The 20,373-nt window shown below is 73.4% G+C and carries 22 protein-coding genes; 7 read left to right on the top strand and 15 right to left on the bottom strand.

The window, feature by feature from the left end:
- Window positions 1-29 precede the first annotated feature (29 nt).
- Genes HDG69_RS07740 through HDG69_RS07710 form a run of 7 tightly spaced genes read right to left on the bottom strand, consistent with a single transcriptional unit; the run spans window position 30 to window position 6,497 of the window.
- The gene (locus HDG69_RS07740; protein ID WP_171783087.1) at window positions 30-563 is read right to left on the bottom strand and encodes an arginine repressor; all 534 of its coding nucleotides are present in this window, start codon (window positions 561-563) and stop codon (window positions 30-32) included.
- Window positions 560-1,492, bottom strand: coding sequence for an ornithine carbamoyltransferase (argF, locus tag HDG69_RS07735; RefSeq protein ID WP_171783086.1), 933 nt, complete (start codon window positions 1,490-1,492; stop codon window positions 560-562). The genes HDG69_RS07740 and argF overlap by 4 nt, the downstream gene beginning before the upstream one ends.
- Window positions 1,492-2,754: an acetylornithine transaminase gene (locus HDG69_RS07730; protein WP_171783085.1), complete on the bottom strand. Its 1,263-nt coding sequence runs from the start codon at window positions 2,752-2,754 to the stop codon at window positions 1,492-1,494. The genes argF and HDG69_RS07730 overlap by 1 nt, the downstream gene beginning before the upstream one ends.
- A complete protein-coding gene (argB, locus tag HDG69_RS07725; protein ID WP_171783084.1) occupies window positions 2,751-3,674 on the bottom strand; it encodes an acetylglutamate kinase in 924 nt (307 codons plus the stop codon). The genes HDG69_RS07730 and argB overlap by 4 nt, the downstream gene beginning before the upstream one ends.
- The gene (gene argJ, locus HDG69_RS07720; protein ID WP_171783083.1) at window positions 3,671-4,852 is read right to left on the bottom strand and encodes a bifunctional glutamate N-acetyltransferase/amino-acid acetyltransferase ArgJ; all 1,182 of its coding nucleotides are present in this window, start codon (window positions 4,850-4,852) and stop codon (window positions 3,671-3,673) included. The genes argB and argJ overlap by 4 nt, the downstream gene beginning before the upstream one ends.
- Window positions 4,849-5,931, bottom strand: a complete 1,083-nt coding sequence (gene argC / locus HDG69_RS07715; RefSeq protein ID WP_171783082.1) for an N-acetyl-gamma-glutamyl-phosphate reductase — start codon at window positions 5,929-5,931, stop codon at window positions 4,849-4,851. Before argC ends, argJ begins: the two co-directional genes overlap by 4 nt.
- 53 nt (window positions 5,932-5,984) lie before the next feature.
- Window positions 5,985-6,497, bottom strand: coding sequence for a GNAT family N-acetyltransferase (locus HDG69_RS07710; RefSeq protein ID WP_343036312.1), 513 nt, complete (start codon window positions 6,495-6,497; stop codon window positions 5,985-5,987).
- 35 nt (window positions 6,498-6,532) lie between these two features.
- On the opposite strand from HDG69_RS07710, the gene HDG69_RS07705 reads away from it, so the two are divergent.
- The 6 genes from HDG69_RS07705 (at window position 6,533) to HDG69_RS07680 (ending at window position 11,724) form a co-directional block, all read left to right on the top strand.
- The gene (locus tag HDG69_RS07705) at window positions 6,533-7,516 is read left to right on the top strand and encodes a quinone oxidoreductase family protein (protein ID WP_171783081.1); all 984 of its coding nucleotides are present in this window, start codon (window positions 6,533-6,535) and stop codon (window positions 7,514-7,516) included.
- Window positions 7,517-7,605: 89 nt separating this feature from the next.
- The gene (locus HDG69_RS07700; RefSeq protein WP_171783080.1) at window positions 7,606-8,253 is read left to right on the top strand and encodes a DUF2306 domain-containing protein; all 648 of its coding nucleotides are present in this window, start codon (window positions 7,606-7,608) and stop codon (window positions 8,251-8,253) included.
- Between the two features lie 10 nt (window positions 8,254-8,263).
- Window positions 8,264-9,391 (top strand): histidine kinase, encoded by a 1,128-nt coding sequence (locus HDG69_RS19535; RefSeq protein ID WP_171783079.1) that lies wholly within the window; start codon window positions 8,264-8,266, stop codon window positions 9,389-9,391.
- A complete protein-coding gene (locus HDG69_RS07690) occupies window positions 9,388-10,029 on the top strand; it encodes a response regulator (protein ID WP_171783078.1) in 642 nt (213 codons plus the stop codon). The genes HDG69_RS19535 and HDG69_RS07690 overlap by 4 nt, the downstream gene beginning before the upstream one ends.
- 31 nt (window positions 10,030-10,060) lie before the next feature.
- Window positions 10,061-10,855, top strand: a complete 795-nt coding sequence (locus HDG69_RS07685; RefSeq protein WP_171783077.1) for a methyltransferase domain-containing protein — start codon at window positions 10,061-10,063, stop codon at window positions 10,853-10,855.
- A gap of 80 nt (window positions 10,856-10,935) precedes the next feature.
- A complete protein-coding gene (locus HDG69_RS07680) occupies window positions 10,936-11,724 on the top strand; it encodes an LLM class F420-dependent oxidoreductase (protein WP_171783076.1) in 789 nt (262 codons plus the stop codon).
- Between the two features lie 6 nt (window positions 11,725-11,730).
- Here the strand turns inward: HDG69_RS07680 and HDG69_RS07675 are convergent, their stop codons facing one another.
- The 8 genes from HDG69_RS07675 to infC form a co-directional block, all read right to left on the bottom strand.
- Window positions 11,731-12,576 carry an SDR family NAD(P)-dependent oxidoreductase gene (locus tag HDG69_RS07675; protein ID WP_171783075.1) on the bottom strand — a complete coding sequence of 282 codons (846 nt, stop codon included), beginning with the start codon at window positions 12,574-12,576 and terminating at the stop codon, window positions 11,731-11,733.
- The gene (gene pheT, locus HDG69_RS07670) at window positions 12,569-15,172 is read right to left on the bottom strand and encodes a phenylalanine--tRNA ligase subunit beta (RefSeq protein WP_171783074.1); all 2,604 of its coding nucleotides are present in this window, start codon (window positions 15,170-15,172) and stop codon (window positions 12,569-12,571) included. Before pheT ends, HDG69_RS07675 begins: the two co-directional genes overlap by 8 nt.
- Window positions 15,172-16,239: a phenylalanine--tRNA ligase subunit alpha gene (gene pheS, locus HDG69_RS07665; RefSeq protein ID WP_171783073.1), complete on the bottom strand. Its 1,068-nt coding sequence runs from the start codon at window positions 16,237-16,239 to the stop codon at window positions 15,172-15,174. The genes pheT and pheS overlap by 1 nt, the downstream gene beginning before the upstream one ends.
- 41 nt (window positions 16,240-16,280) lie before the next feature.
- Window positions 16,281-16,940, bottom strand: coding sequence for a 2'-5' RNA ligase family protein (locus HDG69_RS07660; RefSeq protein WP_171783072.1), 660 nt, complete (start codon window positions 16,938-16,940; stop codon window positions 16,281-16,283).
- Between the two features lie 203 nt (window positions 16,941-17,143).
- The gene (locus tag HDG69_RS07655) at window positions 17,144-18,019 is read right to left on the bottom strand and encodes a TrmH family RNA methyltransferase (protein WP_171783071.1); all 876 of its coding nucleotides are present in this window, start codon (window positions 18,017-18,019) and stop codon (window positions 17,144-17,146) included.
- 42 nt (window positions 18,020-18,061) lie between these two features.
- Window positions 18,062-18,445: a 50S ribosomal protein L20 gene (gene rplT, locus HDG69_RS07650; RefSeq protein WP_171783070.1), complete on the bottom strand. Its 384-nt coding sequence runs from the start codon at window positions 18,443-18,445 to the stop codon at window positions 18,062-18,064.
- Between the two features lie 62 nt (window positions 18,446-18,507).
- On the bottom strand, window positions 18,508-18,702 hold the full coding sequence (gene rpmI / locus HDG69_RS07645) for a 50S ribosomal protein L35 (protein ID WP_171783069.1): 195 nt from the start codon (window positions 18,700-18,702) through the stop codon (window positions 18,508-18,510).
- A gap of 101 nt (window positions 18,703-18,803) precedes the next feature.
- Window positions 18,804-19,547, bottom strand: coding sequence for a translation initiation factor IF-3 (gene infC / locus HDG69_RS07640; RefSeq protein WP_171783242.1), 744 nt, complete (start codon window positions 19,545-19,547; stop codon window positions 18,804-18,806).
- A 365-nt stretch (window positions 19,548-19,912) separates the two neighbouring features.
- Here infC and HDG69_RS07635 point away from each other — a divergent pair, with 365 nt between their 5' ends.
- Window positions 19,913-20,356, top strand: coding sequence for a Fur family transcriptional regulator (locus HDG69_RS07635; RefSeq protein ID WP_171783068.1), 444 nt, complete (start codon window positions 19,913-19,915; stop codon window positions 20,354-20,356).
- Window positions 20,357-20,373 lie beyond the last annotated feature (17 nt).

Here is a 20,373-nt window from a genome sequence, read left to right as displayed (position 1 = left end):
CTGTGCGGTGGGTGTCGAGTCTGGCAGGCTCAGGCGTCCGGTGACGCGGTGAGCTCGAGGAACCGGGCGGCGAGCTCGTCGCCGCCCGCGGGGTCCCGGGCGATCACGAGGATCGTGTCGTCCCCGGCGATGCAGCCGAGGACCCCGGGGAAGACGGAGTGGTCGATGGCGGAGGCCAGGTAGTTCGCGGCCCCCGGTGGGGTGCGCAGCACCACCTGGTTGCCCGAGGCCTCGGCCGAGACCAGCAGGTCTGCGCAGAGCCGCGCCAGGCGGGCGGCGAGGTACCCGTCGTCGTGCCCGCCGACGCCGGCGGCCCGCACGCTCCGGTCCCCACCCTCGCCGGGCACCGCGTACACCAGGGCGCCGGAGTCGCTGCGCACCTTCTCGGCCCTCAGCTCGATGAGGTCGCGCGAGAGCGTGCCCTGGGTGACGGAGAGGCCTTCGTCAGCCAGCTCACGGGCGAGCTCGGCCTGCGAGTGGATCGCGGTGCGGCGCACGATCTCCACGATGCGGGCGTGCCGCGCCGCCTTGGTGGTCAGCGGCCCGGGTCCGGAGGCGGTCATCGCTGCTCCAGGAGGAACGTCAGGATCGCCTTCTGGGCGTGCAGGCGGTTCTCGGCCTCGTCCCAGACGACGGACCGCGGGCCGTCGATGACCTCGGCGGCGACCTCCTTGCCCCGGTAGGCGGGCAGGCAGTGCAGGAAGATCGCGTCGTCCTTCGCCTCCGCCATGAGGTCGGGCGTGACCTGGTACGGCAGCAGGTCGGTGACCCGCTGCGCGGCCGACTCCTCGTCGCCCATGGAGACCCAGGTGTCGGTCACGACGACGTCGGCGCCGACGACGGCGGCACGCGGGTCGGTGGTGACGGCGACCGAGCCGCCCGTCGTGGCCGCGATCCTCCCGGCCCGGGCGACGACGTCGTCGGTCGGCAGGTACCCCTGGGGGCCGCAGACGACCACGTGCAGCCCGGCGGTCGCGCCGGCCAGCAGGTAGGACGCCGCCATGTTGTTGGCCGCGTCGCCGACGTAGACCAGCCGCTGACCCGGCAGGTCGTTCAGACCGCCCCGGTGCTGGGCGATCGTCACGAGGTCCGCGAGCAGCTGGCACGGGTGGTAGTCGTCCGTGAGCGCGTTGATCACCGGGACCCGGGAGACCGATGCCATCTCCTCGAGGCGGTCCTGGCCGAACGTCCGCCACACGATCGCGGACACCTGGCGGTCGAGCACGCGGGTGACGTCGGCGACGGACTCGCGCACGCCGATCTGGGCGAGCCGGCCGTCGACCACCGTCGGGAATCCCCCCATCTCCGCGACGCCGGTGGCGAAGGACAGCTGCGTGCGCAGCGTCGGCTTGTCGAACAGCAGCGCGACGCCCTGCGGTCCGGACAGCGGCGTGCGCACGGTGCGGTCCTCACGGAACGCGAGGGCGAGCTCGAGCACCTCGTGCTGCTCGGCGGGCGTCAGGTCGTCGTCTCGCAGGAAGTGGCGGGGCATCAGTCGTCCTTCTCGGGCGCAGTGGTCTCGACGCTCACGCCGGCGAAGAATCGCGCGGCGTCGAGCGCCTGGTCGATGGTCAGCACCAGGGGCGGCGCCAGCCGGACGGCGTCCGGGGCGACGGCGTTGACGATGAACCCGGCGTCCAGCGCGGCGGCCGCGACCTGCGCCGCCACCGGACGGGTGAGCTCGACGGCGAGGAGCAGGCCGCGTCCTCGGACGTCCTTCACCAGCGGGTTGCCCGCCGCCACGACGGCGCGGCGCAGGACCTTCCCGACGGTCCGGGTGTGGGCCAGCAACCGGTCACGCTCGATCACGCCGATGGTGGCCAGCGCGGCGGCCGCGGCCACCGGGTTGCCGCCGAACGTGGTGCCGTGCTGGCCGCGGCCCAGCAGCGTCGCGGCCCGCTCCCCGAACGCCAGGACGGCACCGACCGGGAATCCTCCGCCCAGGCCCTTGGCGAGAGTGACGACGTCGGGCACGATGCCGCCGCCGATCTCCGGCTGCTGGAAGGCGAACCACGAACCGGTGCGGCCCATGCCGGTCTGCACCTCGTCGAGCACGAGCAGGGACCCGGCGTCCTGCGTGAGCCGGCGCGCGAGCGCGAGGTACCCGGCCGGGAGCTCGCGCACCCCGGCCTCGCCCTGGATCGGCTCGACGACGAGCGCGGCCACCTCGCCGTGCTCGGCGACGGCGTCGGGCGCGAAGGCGGCCTCGAGCGCCTCGGTGTCGCCGAAGGGCAGGTGCTCGACGCCACCGGGCAGCGGTTCGAAGGGTTCGCGGTACGCGGGCTTGTGGGTCAGCGCCAACGCCCCGAGGCTGCGTCCGTGGAAGCCTCCTTCGAGGGCCAGCACCCGCGTGCGCCCGGTGCGCCGTGTCATCTTGAAGGCGGCCTCGTTGGCCTCCGTGCCGGAGCTCGTGAAGAAGACCCGCGAACCGGCCGGCGCCTCGGCGAGCTGCAGGAGCCGCTCGGCCAGCGTGATCTGCGTCGGCGTGCCGAAGAAGTTCGACACGTGTCCGAGCGTCCCGAGCTGGGCGCTCACCGCCGCGGTCAGCGTCGGGTGGGCGTGCCCGAGCGCGTTGACGGCGATCCCGGCGAGCAGGTCGAGGTACCGCGTGCCCTCGGCGTCCCAGACGTACGGGCCCTCGCCGCGCACGAGGATGCGCTGCGGCGGTCCGAAGGTGTCCATCACGGAGCGGGAGTACGCCTCGGTCCAGCCCTGGGTGCTCAGGTCCCGGCCGGTGCTGGTGATCTCGGTCATGCGTCAACCTTCCCAGGCCGAGGGTCCGGGACGACCATCGTGCCGTTGCCCCGCGAGGTGAACACCTCGAGCAGCACCGAGTGCGGCTGGCGCCCGTCGATCACGGAGGCGCGCGGGACACCGCCCTGGACCGCCCGCAGGCAGGCCTCCATCTTCGGGACCATGCCCGAGGTCAGGCTCGGCAGCAGGGTCGCCAGGTCACCCGCGGTGATCTCCTCGACCAACGAGTCGCGGTCCGGCCAGCTCGTGTAGAGGCCCTCGACGTCGGTGAGCACGATGAGCTTCTTCGCGCCGAGCGCGACCGCGAGCGCCGACGCCGCGGTGTCGGCGTTGACGTTGAGCACCTGCGAGGGTTCGTCGAGGTCGGGCGCGACGGTCGAGACCACCGGGATGCGGCCCGCGTCGAGCAGGTCCTGGACGGCCGACGGGTTGACCTGCACGACGTCGCCGACGAGGCCCACGTCCACCGGTTCGCCGTCGACCGTGGCGTGCCGGCGCACGGCGCCGAACAGCCCGGCGTCCTCGCCGGAGAGCCCGACGGCTCGCGGCGCGTGGGCGTTCAGCAGCCCCACCAGGTCGCGCTGGACCTGGCCGGTGAGGACCATGCGCACGACGTCCATCGCCTCGGGCGTGGTGACCCGCAGCCCGCCGCGGAACTCCGAGGCGATGCCCACGCGCTCGAGCATCGTGGAGATCTGCGGGCCGCCGCCGTGGACGACGACGGGACGCAGGCCCACCTGGCGCAGGAAGACCATGTCCTGGGCGAACGCCGCCTTGAGGGCGTCGTCGACCATGGCGTTGCCGCCGTACTTGACGACGACGAGCGCTCCGGCGAACTCCTGGAGCCAGGGCAGCGCCTCGATGAGCACCTCGGCCTTCTGGTCGGGGCGCAGGTCGGTGCGGGTGTCGAAGGTGCTCATGAGGAGTACGCGCTGTTCTCGTGGACGTAGGCGTGGGTCAGGTCGTTGGTCCACAACGTGACCTCGGCGTCACCGGCGTGCAGGTCGACGGTGATCGTCACGTCCCGGTCGGCCGCCATGTCGACGTTCTCCGGCGGCTCGTGCGCTCCGCCGGCGCGGCAGACCATGACGCCGTTGATGCTGACGTCCAGGGCCGCCGGGTCGAACGGGGCGACGTCCTCGGGCACGGTGCCGACCTGCGACAGGATGCGCCCCCAGTTCGGGTCGTTGCCGAAGACCGCGGCCTTTACGAGGTTGGAGCGGCTCACGGCGCGCGCGACGGCGAGCGCCGCGTCCTCGGTGGTCGCGTGCGTGACCGTGATGGCGATGTCGTGCGAGGCACCCTCCGCGTCGGCCACGAGCTGGCGCGCCAGGTCCGCGCAGACCGCGGTGACGGCCTCGGTCAGTGACCCGAGGTCCGCGGCGACGCCGGAGGCACCGGACGCCATGAGCACCACGGTGTCCGACGTCGACATGGCGCCGTCGGAGTCGACCCGGTCGAAGGTGGCACGGGTCGCGGCCCGCAGGGCGGCGTCCGCGTCCGGGGTCGCCACGACCGCGTCGGTGGTGACGACGCACAGCATGGTCGCCAGGGCCGGGGCGAGCATGCCCGCCCCCTTGGCCATGCCGCCGACGGTGTACGTCCCGGCCGGGGTGTCGACGGTGCGCACCGCCGTCTTCGGCACGGTGTCGGTGGTCATGATCGCGGTGGCCGCGGCCTGCCCGGCGTCGGGGTCGGTGGCGAGGGAGCCGACGGCGACCGGGATGCCCGCGAGGAGCTTGTCGGCGGCCAGCCGGACGCCGATGAGGCCCGTCGACGCGACCAGGACGTCGATGGCGCCGATCCCGAGCGCGTCGGCGACGGTCTCGGCGGTGGCGTGCGCGTCCTGGAAGCCGCCGGGTCCGGTGCAGACGTTGGCACCGCCGGAGTTGAGCACGACGGCGCGCGCGACGCCGTCCTTGACGGCTTGGCGCGACCACATCACGGGTGCCCCGACCACCCGGTTGCTGGTGAAGACGGCGGCGGCGGTGTGCTCGGGGCCGTCGTTGACGACGAGGGCGAGATCGGGGGTGCCGGAGGCCTTGAGGCCGGCGGTGACCCCGGCCGCCCGGAACCCTTGTGCGGCGGTGACGCTCACGGTGCGACTCCTTCGGTGGGCAGACCGGCCGACTCCGGCAGGTCGAGGGCGATGTTCATGGCCTGGACCGCCTGGCCGGCGGTGCCCTTGGCGAGGTTGTCGAGCGCGGTGACGGTGACGACCCGGCTGGCGGCCGCGTCGAGCGCGACCTGGACGAGCGCCGTGTTCGCACCCGTCGTCGAGGCCGTCGAGGGCCACTGCCCGGCGGGCAGCAGGTCGACGAACGGCTCGTCGGCGTAGGCCCGCTCCCACACGGCGCGCACGGCGTCGGCGTCGGCGTCGCGGTGCGCCGGGGCGAGACGTGCGGTCGCGGTCGCGAGGATGCCACGGGCCATCGGGACGAGCGTGGGCGTGAAGCTGATCGAGACGTCGGCCGCCCCCGCGGTGCGCAGGTTCTGGATGATCTCCGGGATGTGCCGGTGGGTGCCCCCGACGGCGTACGGCACGGCCGAGCCCAGTCCCTCGGCGGCGAGCAGGTGCGGCTTGAGCGCCTTGCCGGCGCCGGAGTACCCGTTGGCCAGGACCGCGACCAGGTCGGTCGGGTCGAGCAGCCCGGCGGCGATCCCGGGCTGCAGCCCGAGGGTGACGGCGGTCACGTTGCACCCGGGCATCGCGAGGCGACGTGCTCCGGCGAGGCGGGTGCGCTGCGTCGTCGAGCCCGAGCTGTCGCTGACGATGAGCTCCGGCAGCCCGTACGGCCAGGTACCGGCGTGCTCGGAGCCGTAGAACGCCTCCCAGTCCGCCGTGGATGCGAGCCGGTGGTCGGCCCCGAGGTCCAGGACGAGGACGTCGTCGGGCAGCTGCGCGGCGATCTCGCCGGAGGCGCCGTGCGGGAGGCCGAGGACGACGACGTCGTGCACGGCGAGCGCCTCGGGGGTCGTGGGCTCGAGGACGCGATCGGCCAGGGATCGCAGGTGAGGCTGCAGCTCCCCGAGTCGGCTGCCGGCGTTGGAGTGCGCGGTGAGCGTGCCGATCTCGAGGTGGGGGTGCGCCACGGCGAGGCGCAGGAACTCTCCGCCGGCGTACCCCGAGGCGCCGGCGACGGCGACGCGGAGCCGGGCGTCCGATGTGCTGACCATACGGCCATGGTACATACGTATGCGCCCATCAGCGAACATATTCTGCGATGCGGTCACCCCAGGTGGCGGTACATGACGTGCAGGCCCACGTAGCCGTGGGTGGGGCTGCGGAACGCCTCCGGGACGGTGCCGACGATCTCGAAGCCCAACGACCGCCACAGCCTGACCGCGGCCGTGTTCGACTCGACGACGGCGTTGAACTGGATGCCGCGGTATCCCTGCTCGGCGTGCCAGGCGATCACGTGCTCCCCGAGCGCCCGTCCGACGCCCCTGCCTCGAGCGGCCTCGTCGACCATGAAGGACGCCGTACCGACATGGTCACCGTGGCCCGGGCGGTTCGGGCCCATCTTCGCGGTACCCAGCAGCACCTCGTCGCGGCCGTCGCCGCCGACGCCCACGGCGACGACGGTACGACCGGGCGGGCGTTCCAGCCACAGCTCGCGCGCCCGCTCGGACGTCAGGTCGAGCGGGTAGGCGTAGGTCTCCCCCGCACGGACGACCCGCTCGACGAGGGGCCAGATCAGCGGCCAGTCGGCGTCGGTCGCGGTGCGGATCTCCACGGTCACGGCCACAGACTACGGGCAGGTCGTAGGCTCGGGGTATGCGCGCAGTCGTGGCCCGCACCGCGGGCGGTCCCGAGGTCCTGGAGCACTCCGAACGCCCCGACCCGGAGCCCGGGCCGGGAGAGCTGCTGGTCCGCGTCGCAGCGGCCGGCGTGAACTTCATCGACACCTACCGGCGGGCGGGGGTCTACCCCATGGAGTTCCCGCACGTGGTGGGCACCGAGGGTGCCGGGACCGTCGAGGCGACCGGCGACGGCGTGACGGGCTTCGCGGTCGGCGACCAGGTCGCCTGGCACGACGCACCGGGCTCCTACGCCGAGCTCGCCGTCGTGCGGGCCGTAGGTGCCGTGCGCGTCCCGGCCGGTCTCGACCTGGTCACCGCGGCCGCCCTGCCCCTGCAGGGCATGACGGCCCACTACCTCGTGGCCTCGACCTTCGAGGTCGGTTTCGGTCACGACGTCCTGCTGCACGCCGGCGCGGGCGGTGTCGGCCTGCTCGCCACCCAGCTCGCGACGCACCGCGGTGGACGCGTCGTCACCACCGTCTCCACCCCCGAGAAGGCGGCGCTCTCGCGGGACGCCGGCGCCCTGCACACGATCGACTACGCCGCGATGGACGACCTGACCACCGAGCTGCCCGCCGTCGTGCGCGACCTCACCGACGGAGCCGGGGTCCACGTGGTGTACGACGGCGTGGGAGCGGCGACGTTCGACGCCTCGCTCGCCTCGCTGCGGGCGCGCGGGATGCTGGTGCTGTTCGGCGGTGCGTCCGGTCAGGTACCACCGTTCGACCCGCAGCGCCTCAACGCCGGCGGCTCGCTGTTCCTGACCCGTCCCACCCTGGCCCACTACACCGCCACCCGCGGCGAGCTCGAGTGGCGGGCCGGCGAGGTCCTGGGGCTCGCGGCGTCCGGCGACCTCGACGTGCGGGTGGGAACCACCTACGCGCTCACCGACGCCGCCGAGGCGCACCGCGCGCTGGAGGGCCGGGCGACCACCGGCAAGGTGCTGCTGGTCCCCTGACCCCCCGCCGGACGGTCCGGCCCATCGGTGGAGCCGGTCCGGCCGGACGGCCGATCCGCGAGCACGTGCCGTCGTCGGACCGTGGAGCCATGACCACCACCGCAGCCCGGACCACAGCACCCTCGCTCCCCCTGAACCGGCTCGCCGTCGCGGGACTGCTCGTCCTCGCCGCCGTGCCGATCCTCGGTGGTGCCATGCGGCTCGGCGACCTGTCGGTCGTCACGCCGCAGAACGCCCGCTTCGTCACCGACCCCGTGCCGATCGTCATCCATGTGGCGACCAGCGTGGTCTACGCGGTCCTCGGCGCCCTCCAGTTCTCCCGTGACCTCCGACGTCGGCACGTCGGCTGGCACCGTCGGGCCGGGGCGGTGCTCGTGCCGGCCGGGGCGCTGTCGGCCGCGAGCGGCCTGTGGATGACGGCCGCGTACGAGTTCCCGCCCGCCGACGCCGGAGCGCTGGTCGTCATCCGCTACGCCGTCGGGGCCGCGATGCTCGTCCAGCTCGCCCTGGCCGTCCGGGCGCTCGCCCGGCACGACTACGTCGCGCACGGCGCCTGGATGACCCGCGCCTACGCGCTCGCGATGGGCGCCGGGACCCAGGTGCTCACCCAGGGACCGCTCCTGGCGCTCGACGAGATCCCCGACTGGACCCGACCGGTCGGGATGGGACTGGGCTGGGCGATCAACGTCGTCGTCGCCGAGGTCGTCATCCGACGCCGGGCCCGGGTGCGCGGCTAGCATGCGTCACGTGCAGCGCACCCTCGGCGCGATCTGGAACCGGCCGTCCGTACCCGGCGCGCCCCCGCCGCGCCGGGCCGACGTGGCCCTCGTCGCCGTCCTGGTCGTCTGCGCGGTCCTCGAGGGCGTGCTGCGCACCGACCTCACGTGGCCCGTCGCGAGCGTCGCCGTCACGGTGGCCGTGCTGTGCGTGCTGCCCTGGCGGCGCACGCACCCGGTGGCCGCCGTCGCGGCGGGGACGGTCGTCGGCAGCACACTGGAGATCACCCAGCACGCGGCCGGGCTCGAGACCGTCGGGATGATCACGCAGGCGGCGCTCATCCTGCTCCCCTATGCGCTGTACCGGTGGGGGTCCGGCCCTGCGATCGTCGTCGGCACCGTCCTGCTGGTCACCGGTGCGGCCGTGTCGGTGGTCACCGGCTGGTCCGGACCCGGCGACGCGATCGGTGGCGCCGTCGTGCTGGTGCTCGCGATGAGCATCGGCGAGACGGTGCGCCAGCGTGTCACCGCACGGGCCCGGCTGCTGGAGGAGGCTCGCGCGCGCGAGCGCGAGCGCATCGCCCGCGACCTGCACGACACCGTCGCCCACCACGTCTCGGCGATCGCCGTACGCGCCCAGGCCGGGCAGGTGGCACCGGAGACGGCGATCGAGTCGCTCGGAGTGATCGAGACGGAGGCCCGGCGTGCGCTGGCCGAGATGCGGTTCGTGGTCGGAGCGTTGCGCGACGACGGCAGCCCGGCCCTGCAGCCCGCGCCCGGGATGGACGACCTGACGACGCTGGCTGCCGACGACGGCGTCCCGGCCGTCGTCGTCCGGGTCGACGCGATGGACGCGCTCGACGACGCGACCGGGACAGCGCTGTACCGGGTGGCCCAGGAGTCCGTGGCCAACGCACGCCGTCATGCCCGCGGCGCGACGTGCGTGGACGTCGTGGTCGAGGCCGACGGCGACGACGTGCGGATGCGGGTGCACGACGACGGCGCGGCGACCGCCCCGGGCCACGGCGGTTTCGGTCTGGTCGGGATGGCCGAGCGCGCTGCCGCCCTGGGGGGCACGTGCACCGCAGGACCGGATCCGGCCGGTGGCTGGACCGTCGACCTGACCCTGCCGGCCGGACGCGCGAGGCTGCCGCGGTGATCCGCGTCCTGCTCGCCGACGACCAGGAGATCGTGCGCACCGGGCTGCGCACGATCCTCGACTCCCTGGACGGGATCACGGTCGTCGCCGAGGCGGCCGACGGCGCCGAGGCGGTGCGCCTGGCCCACGCGCACCGGCCGGACGTGTGTCTCCTGGACATCCGCATGCCGGGCACGGACGGCGTCGCGGCGACCCGGGCGCTCGCCGGGCCGGACGTGGCGGACCCGATGGCCGTCGTCGTCATCACCACCTTCGACCTGGACGAGTACGTGCATGCCGCCCTCGGTGCCGGAGCACGGGGCTTCCTGCTCAAGGACGCAGGGCCCGAGCTCCTCGGGCAGGCGGTCCGGGTGGCGGCCGCGGGCGACGCGCTGATCGACCCGTCGGTCACGGTGCGGCTGCTGACCCACTTCGCGCAGCCGGCCGCGAGGCCGCCGGTGCTGGTGGACCCGCTGACCGACCGCGAGCGCGACGTGCTGCGCCTGGTCGCGGCCGGGCGGACGAACGCCGAGATCGCCGCCGAGCTGCACCTGGGGATGAGCACGGTCAAGACGCATCTCGGGGCGATCATGGCCAAGACCAGCACGCGCAACCGGGTGGAGGTGGCGCGCTGGGCCTACGATGCTGGTATATCTTGACATCAAGATACTTGATATCAAGAGGAGAGTCATGGCCGACTGGACCCCCACCGACTACCTGCGCTTCGCCGACGAGCGCTCCCGCCCGTTCACCGAGCTGGTGACCCGGGTGCCGGGCGACCACACCAGCATCGTCGACCTCGGCTGCGGCCCGGGACACCTGACCGCGGTGCTCCGTTCGCGCTGGCCCGGTGCCGCCGTCATCGGCCTGGACACCTCACCGGCGATGATCGACCGGGCACGCCAGGCCGACCCGCAGGGCACGTACGCCGTCGGCGACGTGACGGACTACGCGTCCGGCAGCTCGAGAGACGACGCCGACCTCGTCATCAGCAACGCCACCTTCCAGTGGGTGCCCGGGCATCGCGACCTGCTGCCGGCTCTCGCCGACCGCGCCCGCAGAGTGCTGGCGTTCTCCGTGCCCGGCAACCACGACGCCCCCAGCCATGTGCTGCTGCGCGAGGTGGCCGCTCGCGAGCCCTACGCGACCGCCGTCGGACCCGTCGAGGTGCGCGCCACCGGCGACCCCGCAGAATACCTGGAGATCCTCGCCCGTCCGGGCTGGACCGTGGACACGTGGGAGACGACGTACACCCACCTGCTGCCGCCCACCGACGGCACCCACCCGGTGCTGCGTTGGATCGCAGCCACAGGCGCCCGCCCCACGCTGGCAGCACTGGCCGCGTACGACGCTGCGCACGACACAGCTCTGCAGGACGCCTTCGAGGCCGAGTACTCAGCAGCGCTGGCAGAGGCCTATCCCCTCCGCCCGTACGGGACCGCGCTGGCGTTCCGACGAGTCTTCGTCGTCGCCGCGCGCGACTGACCCGGTGCGGGTTCACTGCGGTACGACCCGGCGGCGCGGGCCGTGACCGCCAGCCTCTTCGTGCACCTATGATCCCGACAATGAGTGACATACCTCTGCGCAACGTCCGCATCGCGTACCAGCTCGGTCAGCAGCACGGCGACTACTCGACGATCCGGGACACGGTGCTGCGCGCCGAGGACGCCGGCGTCGACGTCGTGTTCAACTGGGACCACTTCTTCCCGCTGTCGGGCGACCCCGACGGCAAGCACTTCGAGTGCTGGACCATGCTGGGCGCCTGGGCCGAGCAGACCGAGCGCGTGGAGATCGGGGCGCTGGTCACCGGGAACGGCTATCGCAACCCGGACCTGCTGGCCGACATGGCACGCACGGTCGATCACATCAGCGGCGGGCGCCTCATCCTCGGGATCGGGGCCGGCTGGGCCGAGAGGGACTACCGGGAGTTCGGCTACGAGTTCGGCACGGCCGGCACCCGCATCGCCGACCTCGCCGCGGCCCTCCCTCGCATCCGGGCACGCCTGGCAGCGGGCAGCCCGGCGCCGACCCGCGAGATCCCCCTGCTCATCGGCGGCGGCGGCGAGAAGAAGATGTTGCGGCTGGTCGCCGAGCACGCCGACGTCTGGCACTCGTTCGGCGACGCGGCGACGCTGCGCCACAAGTCGCAGGTGCTGGACGCGCACGGCAGGGACGTCCAGCGCGACACGGCCATGTCGGTCGAACGGTCGGTCGGGGTGAAGCGGCCACCGCAGGAGGTCGCGGACGACCTCGTCGACGCCGGTGCCACGCTCTTCACGATCGGCACCAGCGGTCCCGACTTCGACCTGGACCTCGTGGAGCAGTGGGTCGCCTGGCGCGACGAACGGTCCTGAGCCGCCTCAGCGGCCCGTGAGCGTCTGGGTCATCGGGTCGGCCGACGACGCCGGGAGCACCCGCAGGTGACGCGGCGCGGCGGCGGTGGCCTCGGCGGCCAGCGCCCGCAGCGACGCGGGGGTGTCGTCCGAGACACGCACGAACCAGCCGGAGCACGCGTCCAGGTCACCGGCCGCGAACGCCACGACGGCCTCGACCGTGCGCTCCACCGGCGTCCACGCGGTGCGCCCCACGTGGGCGTCCATCGACGCGGTCATGTCCGTGGCGACCACGCCCGGGGCAAGCTCCAGCACCCGCAGGCCACGAGAGTGCCCGGCCGCGTGCAGGTGGTGCCCCATGCGCATCAGTGCCGTCTTGGACACGTTGTACGCGCTGGCCACGTCCATGTCGTGCGAGCCCGACCCGGAGCTCAGGTCGAGCACCCGACCCCCGCCGCGGGCCAGCATGCCCGGGATCACGTACCGCGACAGCAGGAACGGGCCCCGCACGTTGGTCTCCTGCACGGACCACCACTCGTCCGGGTCGGCCTCCCACAGCGGCACCTCGGCGTCGATCCGACCGGCGTTGTTGACCAGCAGGTCGACCGACCCGAGCCCCCCGTCGCCCAGGGAGGCCTCGGCCTGCGCCACGGAGGACCGGACCGCAGGCTCGTCCGTGACGTCACAGGTCAGCACGACGGCGGTCCGACCCAGGGCGCGCACCTCGTCGGCGACCTCCTCGAGCCGAGCGGTGTCCCGCGCCAGCAGCGCGACGTCGAGCCCGGCACCCGCCAGGCCGAGCGCGACCGCGCGGCCGATGCCGCGGGTCGCGCCCGTCACCAGCGCGGTCCGGGACGCGGGGACCTCAGCCACGCAGCTCGGCCCCCACCCGCTCGGCAGCGGAGGCGACGACGGCGTCCCGCACCGCGCGCACCTCGTCGGCCGACAGGGTGTGGTCGGCGGCCCGCAGCCGCAGCGAGTAGGCCAGCGACTTCTTGCCCTCGCCGACCTGGGCTCCGGTGAAGACGTCGAACAGCGTGACGTCCTCCAGCAGGTCGCCCCCGCCGGCGACGACGGCGGCACGCACCTCCGCAGCCGGGGTGGCGGCGTCGACCACGAACGCGAAGTCCTCCTTGGCCACCGGGAACGACGAGACCGGACGCGCGACCACCGGGTCGCCGCTGGCGGCGTCCAGGAGCACCGACAGGTCCACCTCGAACGCACAGGTGCGCGGCGGCAGCCCCAGCGACTCGAGCACCTTGGGGTGCAGCTCGCCGGCATGGCCCACGAGAGTCCCGTCGGTCAGGGTGATCCGTGCGCACCGCCCCGGATGCCAGGGCATGTGGTCGGCGTCGGCCTCCACGGTGACCTCGACGTCGGCGATGTGGGCCACCAGCCGGGCGGCCTCCACGGCGTCGGCCCAGTCCACCGGACGGCCCTCGCCCCACCAGCCGGCCGGCAAGGCGTTGCCCGTCAGCACGCCGGCCACCCGGCGCGGCTGGTCGGGCACCGCCGCCGCGAGCCGGTCGAGCTCGGCAGGCGTCGGTCGCACCGCCACCGGGAGCTGCGGGGCGGGCGGGGCGTCCGACGCCGGGCGGGTGACGAGCCCGATCTCGAAGACCGCGACGTCACTCAGCCCGCGCGAGACGTTGCGCCGCGCTGCCTCCAGCAGCGTCACCAGCAGGTTGGTGCGCAGCAGCGGCTTGTCGTCGGCCAGCGGGTTGGCCAACCGCAACGCCCGGCGCCGGGGGTCGGCGGAGGGCAGACCGAGCGCGTCGAGGTCCGCCTCGCCGATGAACGGGTAGGTCAGCACCTCGACCAGGCCCGCCTCCGCCAGTGCCCGCGCGACCGAGCGGCGGGTGCGCTGGGACAGGTCCAGCCCCCGGCCGCCCGGGGCGGCAGGCAGCACCGAGGGGATCTCGTCGTAGCCGGCGACCCGCAGGATCTCCTCGACGAAGGTCACCGGCTCGGTCAGGTCGGGGCGCCAGGTCGGCGGCGTGACGTTCACGTAACCCGCCACGCCCTCGGTCACCGTGCAGCCGATGGTGCGCAGGATGCCGACCACCTGGTCACGGGTGTACGGCACCCCCGCGACCCGTGAGGGGAGCGTCACGTCCAGCGCCATCTGCGGCGGCGCACCGGTGTGGTCCAGGTCGCCGACGGCAGCGTCGGCCGTGCCGCCCGCGAGCTCCACCAGCAGGTCGACCGCGCGCTGCGCCGCGACGGCCGGAAGCTGCGGGTCGACGCAGCGCTCGAACCGCTTGGCCGCCTCCGAGGGCAGCCGGTGACGCCGGGCCGTGCGCGCGACGGTGACCGGGTCGAAGTGCGCGGCCTCGACGAGCACGTCCGTGGTCACCGTCGAGACCTCGGAGGACTCACCACCCATGACGCCCGCCAGCCCGAGGACCCGCGCTCCGCGGGCTCCCTCGGGCGAGTCGGTGATGAGCAGGTCCTCGGTGTCCAGGGCACGGTCGACGTCGTCGAGCGTCGTCAGCCGCTCCCCTGCCGTCGCCCGGCGCACGACGATCGGCGCCGCGACCTGGTCCAGGTCGTAGGCGTGCAGCGGCTGGCCGAGGTCGAGCATGACGTAGTTGGTCACGTCGACAGCCAGGGAGATGGACCGCATGCCCGACCCCTCCAGGCGACGCTTCATCCACGCCGGCGTCGGGGCCGACGGATCGATGCCCCGCACGATCCGGGTGACGAACCGGTCGCAGCCGACCTGGTCGTCCAGGGGCGAGACGTCGTCCACCTCGACGGCGAACCCGTCGGACGTCGCCGCCGGCGGCGGCGTCGGCAAGGACTCGGGCAGACCGCGATCGGTGAAGACGGCACCCGTGGAGTGGGAATACTCGCGCGCCACACCGCGGTAGCTGAACGCGTACCCGCGGTCCGGCGTGACGTTGATCTCCAGGACCTCGTCGCCCAGGCCGAGCAGCTCGACGGCGTCCTGGCCCGGCTCGAGGTCCGCGGCGTCGAACCCGGCCTCGGTGAGCACGAGGATCCCGTGCCCCCCGTCGTCACCCATGCCCAGCTCGGCGGTCGAGCAGATCATGCCGTCCGAGACGTGACCGTAGGTCTTGCGAGCGGCGATCTCGAAGCCGCCGGGCAGGACCGTCCCGGGCAGCGAGACGGCGACCAGGTCACCGACGCCGAAGTTGTGCGCGCCGCACACGATGCCGCGCGCCCCACCGGTGGGGACGTCGGCGTCGTCGACCCCCTTGATCTGCGTGGCGTTGTGCTCCGGGCCGACGTCGACCAGGCACCAGTTGATCGTCTTGCCGTTCTTCTGCTCCTCCGGGGTGAGCTCGAGGACACGACCCACCACGAGCGGTCCGGAGACGGCAGCGGGATGGACCTCCTCCTCCTCGAGCCCGACCTTGACCAGGTCGTGGGCGAGCCGGTCGGCAGTGAGGTCGTCCGGCAGCTCGACGTGGTCGGCGAGCCAGTCGGTGACGATGCGGGGCATCAGTAGATCTCCGTCCCGAACTGGGTGGAGAAGCGGACGTCGCCCTCCACGATGTCGTGCATGTCAGCGATGGAGTGGCGCAGCATCAGGGTGCGCTCGATCCCCATCCCGAAGGCGAACCCGGAGTAGACGTCCGGGTCGATCCCGGCCGCACGCAGCACGTTGGGGTGCACCATCCCGCAGCCGCCCCACTCGATCCAGCCCGGCCCGCCCTTCTTCTGCGGGAACCACAGGTCCATCTCGGCGCTCGGCTCGGTGAACGGGAAGAAGCTGGGGCGCAGCCGCGTCCTGGCCTCGGGGCCGAACATCGCACGGGCGAACGCGTCGAGGGTGCCCACGAGGTTCGCCATCGTCAGGCCCTTGTCGACCGCCAACCCCTCGACCTGGTGGAACACCGGGGTGTGGGTGGCGTCCAGGGCGTCGGTGCGGAACACCTTGCCCGGGCAGGCGATGTAGAGAGGCACACCACGGTCCAGCAGCGTGCGTGCCTGCACCGGCGAGGTGTGGGTACGCAGGACGAGGTTGCTCTTGACCCCGTCGTCGGAGTCGGCGATGTAGAAGGTGTCCTGCATCTGCCGTGCCGGGTGGTCCGGGCCGAAGTTCAGGGCGTCGAAGTTGAACCACTCGGCCTCCACCTCGGGGCCGTCCGCGATCTCCCAGCCGATCCCGACGAAGAAGTCGGCGATGCGCTCCTGGCGCAGCTCGATCGGGTGCCGCGCGCCCCGCGGGATCCGGTTCGTCGGCAGCGTGACGTCGACGGCCTCGGTGCGCAGCACCTGCTCGTCCCGCTCGGCCTCGAGCTCGACCTGGCGAGCGGCGACGGCCTGCGCGACCCGGCCCTTGCGGGGGCCGAGGTTCTTGCCTGCCGCAGCCTTGTCAGGCCCCGGCAGCGTGGCGATGGCACGGTTCGCCAGTGCCAGGTGGCTCTTGTCGCCGACGTGCTGGGAGCGCACGGCCTTGAGCGCGGCGATGTCGCCGGCCGCGGCGATGTCGGCGAGCGCCGCGGACACCGCGGCGTCGAGCGCCACCGTGTCCAGAGGGTCGGGCAGCTGTTCAGGCGCTGACATGCGTGCCTTCCGTCAGAGGTGGGAGATCAGCAGCGGCCAGTCTACTGGCGCGCCGCTGCTGCCCCACCCAGCGGGACCACGGCCTCGAGGGTGTGCAGCGGGCCGCCCGAGCGCCCGGCACCCAGGGCCGAGGAGACCACGGCCACCTCGGTCACCGCCCACGCCGGCCCGCGGTAGACCGTCAGGGCGCGCGACCACTGCGTGAACGGCGCCCCCTGGCCACCCTCCCCCGGTCCGGCACCTGCCCGACGCGTCGCCCGCCGCCGGGTGCGGTCCGCACCGACGCGCGCGGCGGACGCCCGTGCCACCGTCAGGTGCGGGCGTCCCCCGGCGCGGTCGCCGGCGGGCAGCCCCGCGGTGCCGGCGGCGTCGGCGACGTGGCCGGACAGGTCGCGCAGCACGGCGACGTCGCCACCCAGCCCGACCCACAGGGTCCGGCCACCGAAGGTACCGCTGCCGGCCAGGTCCAGCTCGAACGGCCCGATCCCTGCCAGCACCGCGTGCAGGGCGTCGACGTAGGCGGGGACCGCGCCGTCGGGCACCTCTCCGTGGAACACGAGGGTGACGTGCCGCTGCTCGCGCGGCAACCAGCGCAACCCGCTGCCCGGGTCGGCCACCGCGTGGAGCCCCACCCCGCCGAGCGCCAGGTCGAGGTGCGCCAGGGCCCGCGCGGACGGGTACACGGCCGTGAAGAGTCGCACGCGTCGATGGTAGGCCCGCCGAACCAGGACCCCCGGACCTCGTTCGGCCGAGGTGCATCCACCCGGCGCGCCGGGGCGAACGACAGGTGCACGGCCCCCGAAGGCGAGGACGGTGCCATGCACCGCACGATCATCACCGGAGCCTCGGCCGCCCTGGCGGCGCTCGCCACGGGGACGGGGCCGAGGTCCTGCTGCCCGTGGGGTCAGCGCTGCGCCCGGGCCGAGGCGTACAGGCACACGGTGGCGGCGGTCGCGAGGTTGAGGGACTCGGCCTGGCCACGGATCGGCACGCGGACGACGGCGTCGGCCAGCTCCCGGTCCGCCTCGGGAAGTCCCCACGCCTCGTTCCCGAAGACCCACGCGGTGGACGCGGCGAGGTCCGGGGTGCCGGCCTCCCTGGTGGCCACCGGGCCGGCGACGTCGAGCAGGTCGTCGAGGTCGTGGTCGCCCGCGCCGTCGGCGGCCAGCACCGTGCAGCCGGCGTCGCGGAGTGCGGCCACCGTCTCGGCCAGCGTCGGACCCGTCACCACCGGCAGGTGGAACAGCGACCCGGCGGTGGAGCGCACCACCTTCGGGTTGTGCACGTCGACGCTCTCGCCGGCCAGGACGACCAGGTCGGCGCCGGCGGCGTCCGCCGCGCGGATCACCGTGCCCGCGTTCCCGGGGTCGCGCACCGTCGCCAGGACGGCGACCATCAGGGGCCGACCCGCCTCGTCCCGGGAGGCGGCCAACGAACCGACGACGTCGGCGAGCGGCCAGGAGCGTGCCCGCAGGACCGCGACGACACCCTGGCCGTCGGGACTCATCGCGTCCAGCACCTCGGGCGCGCCGACACGGACCCGCAGACCGGCGTCGAGCGCGTCGTCGAGGATCTCGTCGTACCGCGCCGCGGCAGCCTGGCTGAGGTAGACGTCGCGGACGTCGCCCGTGGCGTGCCGCACGGCCTCACGCACGCCTTGCGGTCCCTCGACGAGGAACTGTCCGTGCTTGGAACGCGCCGAACGCCCGGACAACGCCCTGACCTGCTTGACGCGATCGGCTCGCGGGTTGGCGAGGGTCACGTCAGGGATGCGGGGCATCGGCAGGGGGCTGTCCGGGCGTTCGGGCGGTGCGTCGCAGGCTCAGGCGGCCTTGGGCGCGTTGACGTCCTCGGGGAGGGCGTTCTTCGCGACCTGGACCAGCGCGTTGAACGCGGCGATGTCGTTGACCGCGAGCTCGGCGAGCATGCGGCGGTCGACCTCGACGCCCGCGGCCTTGAGGCCCTGGACGAAGCGGTTGTAGGTGAGGCCCTCGGCGCGGGACGCAGCGTTGATCCGCTGGATCCACAGCTTGCGGAAGTCGCCCTTCTTGGCCTTCCGGTCGCGGTACGAGTAGACGAAGGAGTGGGTGACCTGCTCCTTGGCCTTCCGGTACAGGCGCGAACGCTGGCCGCGGTAGCCGCTGGCGCGCTCGAGGGTCGTACGGCGCTTCTTGTGGGCGTTGACCGCCCGCTTCACGCGTGCCACGTGATGCTCCTTGCAGTTCGGGTCGGAAGATGGCTCCCGGCGGCCTCAGCCGCCGGCGGGGCTCACCTACCGAGCAGCTTCTTGATTCGCTTGACGTCGGCGGGTGCGACGTCCTGGTCCACGGCGAGCCGGCGCGTACGACGGCTCGACTTGTGCTCGAGGTAGTGGCGAGCGTTCGTCTGCTCGCGCATGAGCTTGCCCTTGCCGGTCACCCGGAAGCGCTTCTTGGAGCCGGAGTGCGTCTTGTTCTTCGGCATGACTGCCGTCTCTCCTCGTGTCGGTCACCCACCCGAGGGCAGGGACGTGATGCTGACCGCGGCCGGTGCGCCGGCCCGGTGCCAGATGGTCTGTCGCGTCCTCAGCCGGCCTTCGGGCGCGGCGTGGGGCTGGGCCGGGGCGCCGGAGTCGGCCCGCTCTGCTCCGGGGCGCTGGACGCCGCCGCCGGGGCCTGCTCCTCGGCGGGCGCCTCCTTCGCGGCGGGCGTCTCCTCCGTCGCAGCCTTGGCGCGGGCCTCGGCCTTGACCTCGGACTTGGTCTTGCGCTGGGCGTTGACCTCGGCAGAGCGCTTGCGCTGCTCGCTCTTGGCCTCCGCCTTCTTCTTCACCGGCCCGAGGACCATGGTCATGTTGCGACCGTCCTGCTTCGGCATGGACTCGACGAAGCCGAGCTCGGCCACGTCGTCCGCGAGCCGCTGCAGCAGCCGCACGCCCATCTCGGGGCGGGACTGCTCGCGGCCACGGAACATGATCATGACCTTGACCTTGTCGCCGGCCGAGAGGAAGCGCTCGACGTGACCCTTCTTGGTGGCGTAGTCGTGCGGGTCGATCTTCAGGCGGAACCGGATCTCCTTGAGGAGGGTGTTCGCCTGCTTGCGGCGCGCCTCGCGCGCCTTCATGTCCGACTCGTACTTGAACTTGCCGAAGTCCATGAGCTTGGCCACGGGCGGCCGGGCCTCCGGCGCGACCTCGACGAGGTCGAGGTCGGCGTCCTGCGCCAGCTTGAGGGCGACCCCGGTGGCAACCACGCCGACCTGTTCCCCGCCCGGGCCGATGAGCCGGACCTCGGGAACGCGGATCCGGTCGTTGATGCGAGGCTCGCTGATGGTGATGCTCCTAAGCTCGTCGTCAGACCGTCAGGAACGAGGAAGGCCCCCGACCTGAACGAACAGGTGGAGGCCATCGGTCCGGCGACGTCGGGCACGAAGGTGCCGACGACCGGGGCAGGACGACGCGAGCCGTCCGACCGAACCCGGCCCCTGTCGGCGCTGCCTGCTCGGCACGCGCCCGTCGGTGCTCGGGTGGGATGTCTCCACTTGCTGCACCCGGCCGCGGTGCGGTCGGGTCGGTCAACACACGAGGCTAGCACGATCCCGGCCGACACGGACCACCCGACGGCGCCCACCTCGCTGTTGCCTGCGTCACGCACTCCATGCTGGAAGGATTCCAGAGAACGCCCTAGGCTGGGCACATGTCCACGACGACGCCCGCCACGACGCCGACGACGGAGCACCAGCTCCTGCGCGGCGCCGGCCTGCGGGTGACCGGTGTGCGGCTCGCCGTGCTGCGCGCGCTCGACGGGCGCGAGCACTCGACCGCCGACGACGTCGTCCGCGCCGTGCGCGCCGACCTCGGCACCGTCTCCGTCCAGGCGGTCTACGACTCCCTCAACACCCTCTCCGCCACCGGCATCCTTCGCCGGATGGAACCTGCCGGGCACCCGGCACGGTACGAGCGGCGCGTGGGTGACAACCACCACCACATCGTGTGCCGCGGCTGCGGCGTCGTCGCCGACGTCGACTGCACCGTCGGTCACTCTCCCTGCCTGACGCCGGGCGACACGCACGGCTTCGCCGTCGACCTCGCCGAGGTGACGTTCTGGGGCCTGTGCCCCGCCTGCGCCCCGGCCCACTGACCACCCGACCCCCCAGA

Source organism: Isoptericola halotolerans, from assembly GCF_013149785.1.
Lineage (GTDB): Bacteria > Actinomycetota > Actinomycetes > Actinomycetales > Cellulomonadaceae > Isoptericola > Isoptericola halotolerans.
The sequence above is the reverse complement of the archived record's forward strand: the minus strand, read 5'-3'. Positions and strand labels throughout refer to the sequence as shown.

Coding starts and splice junctions, on each gene's coding strand:
- HDG69_RS07740 (WP_171783087.1), bottom strand. CDS start 563: ATGACCGCCTCCGGACCCGGGCCGCTGACCACCAAGGCGGCGCGGCAC.
- argF (WP_171783086.1), bottom strand. CDS start 1,492: ATGCCCCGCCACTTCCTGCGAGACGACGACCTGACGCCCGCCGAGCAG.
- HDG69_RS07730 (WP_171783085.1), bottom strand. CDS start 2,754: ATGACCGAGATCACCAGCACCGGCCGGGACCTGAGCACCCAGGGCTGG.
- argB (WP_171783084.1), bottom strand. CDS start 3,674: ATGAGCACCTTCGACACCCGCACCGACCTGCGCCCCGACCAGAAGGCC.
- argC (WP_171783082.1), bottom strand. CDS start 5,931: ATGGTCAGCACATCGGACGCCCGGCTCCGCGTCGCCGTCGCCGGCGCC.
- HDG69_RS07705 (WP_171783081.1), top strand. CDS start 6,533: ATGCGCGCAGTCGTGGCCCGCACCGCGGGCGGTCCCGAGGTCCTGGAG.
- HDG69_RS07700 (WP_171783080.1), top strand. CDS start 7,606: ATGACCACCACCGCAGCCCGGACCACAGCACCCTCGCTCCCCCTGAAC.
- HDG69_RS07685 (WP_171783077.1), top strand. CDS start 10,061: ATGGCCGACTGGACCCCCACCGACTACCTGCGCTTCGCCGACGAGCGC.
- HDG69_RS07680 (WP_171783076.1), top strand. CDS start 10,936: ATGAGTGACATACCTCTGCGCAACGTCCGCATCGCGTACCAGCTCGGT.
- pheT (WP_171783074.1), bottom strand. CDS start 15,172: ATGCCCCGCATCGTCACCGACTGGCTCGCCGACCACGTCGAGCTGCCG.
- pheS (WP_171783073.1), bottom strand. CDS start 16,239: ATGTCAGCGCCTGAACAGCTGCCCGACCCTCTGGACACGGTGGCGCTC.
- HDG69_RS07655 (WP_171783071.1), bottom strand. CDS start 18,019: ATGCCCCGCATCCCTGACGTGACCCTCGCCAACCCGCGAGCCGATCGC.
- rpmI (WP_171783069.1), bottom strand. CDS start 18,702: ATGCCGAAGAACAAGACGCACTCCGGCTCCAAGAAGCGCTTCCGGGTG.
- HDG69_RS07635 (WP_171783068.1), top strand. CDS start 19,913: ATGTCCACGACGACGCCCGCCACGACGCCGACGACGGAGCACCAGCTC.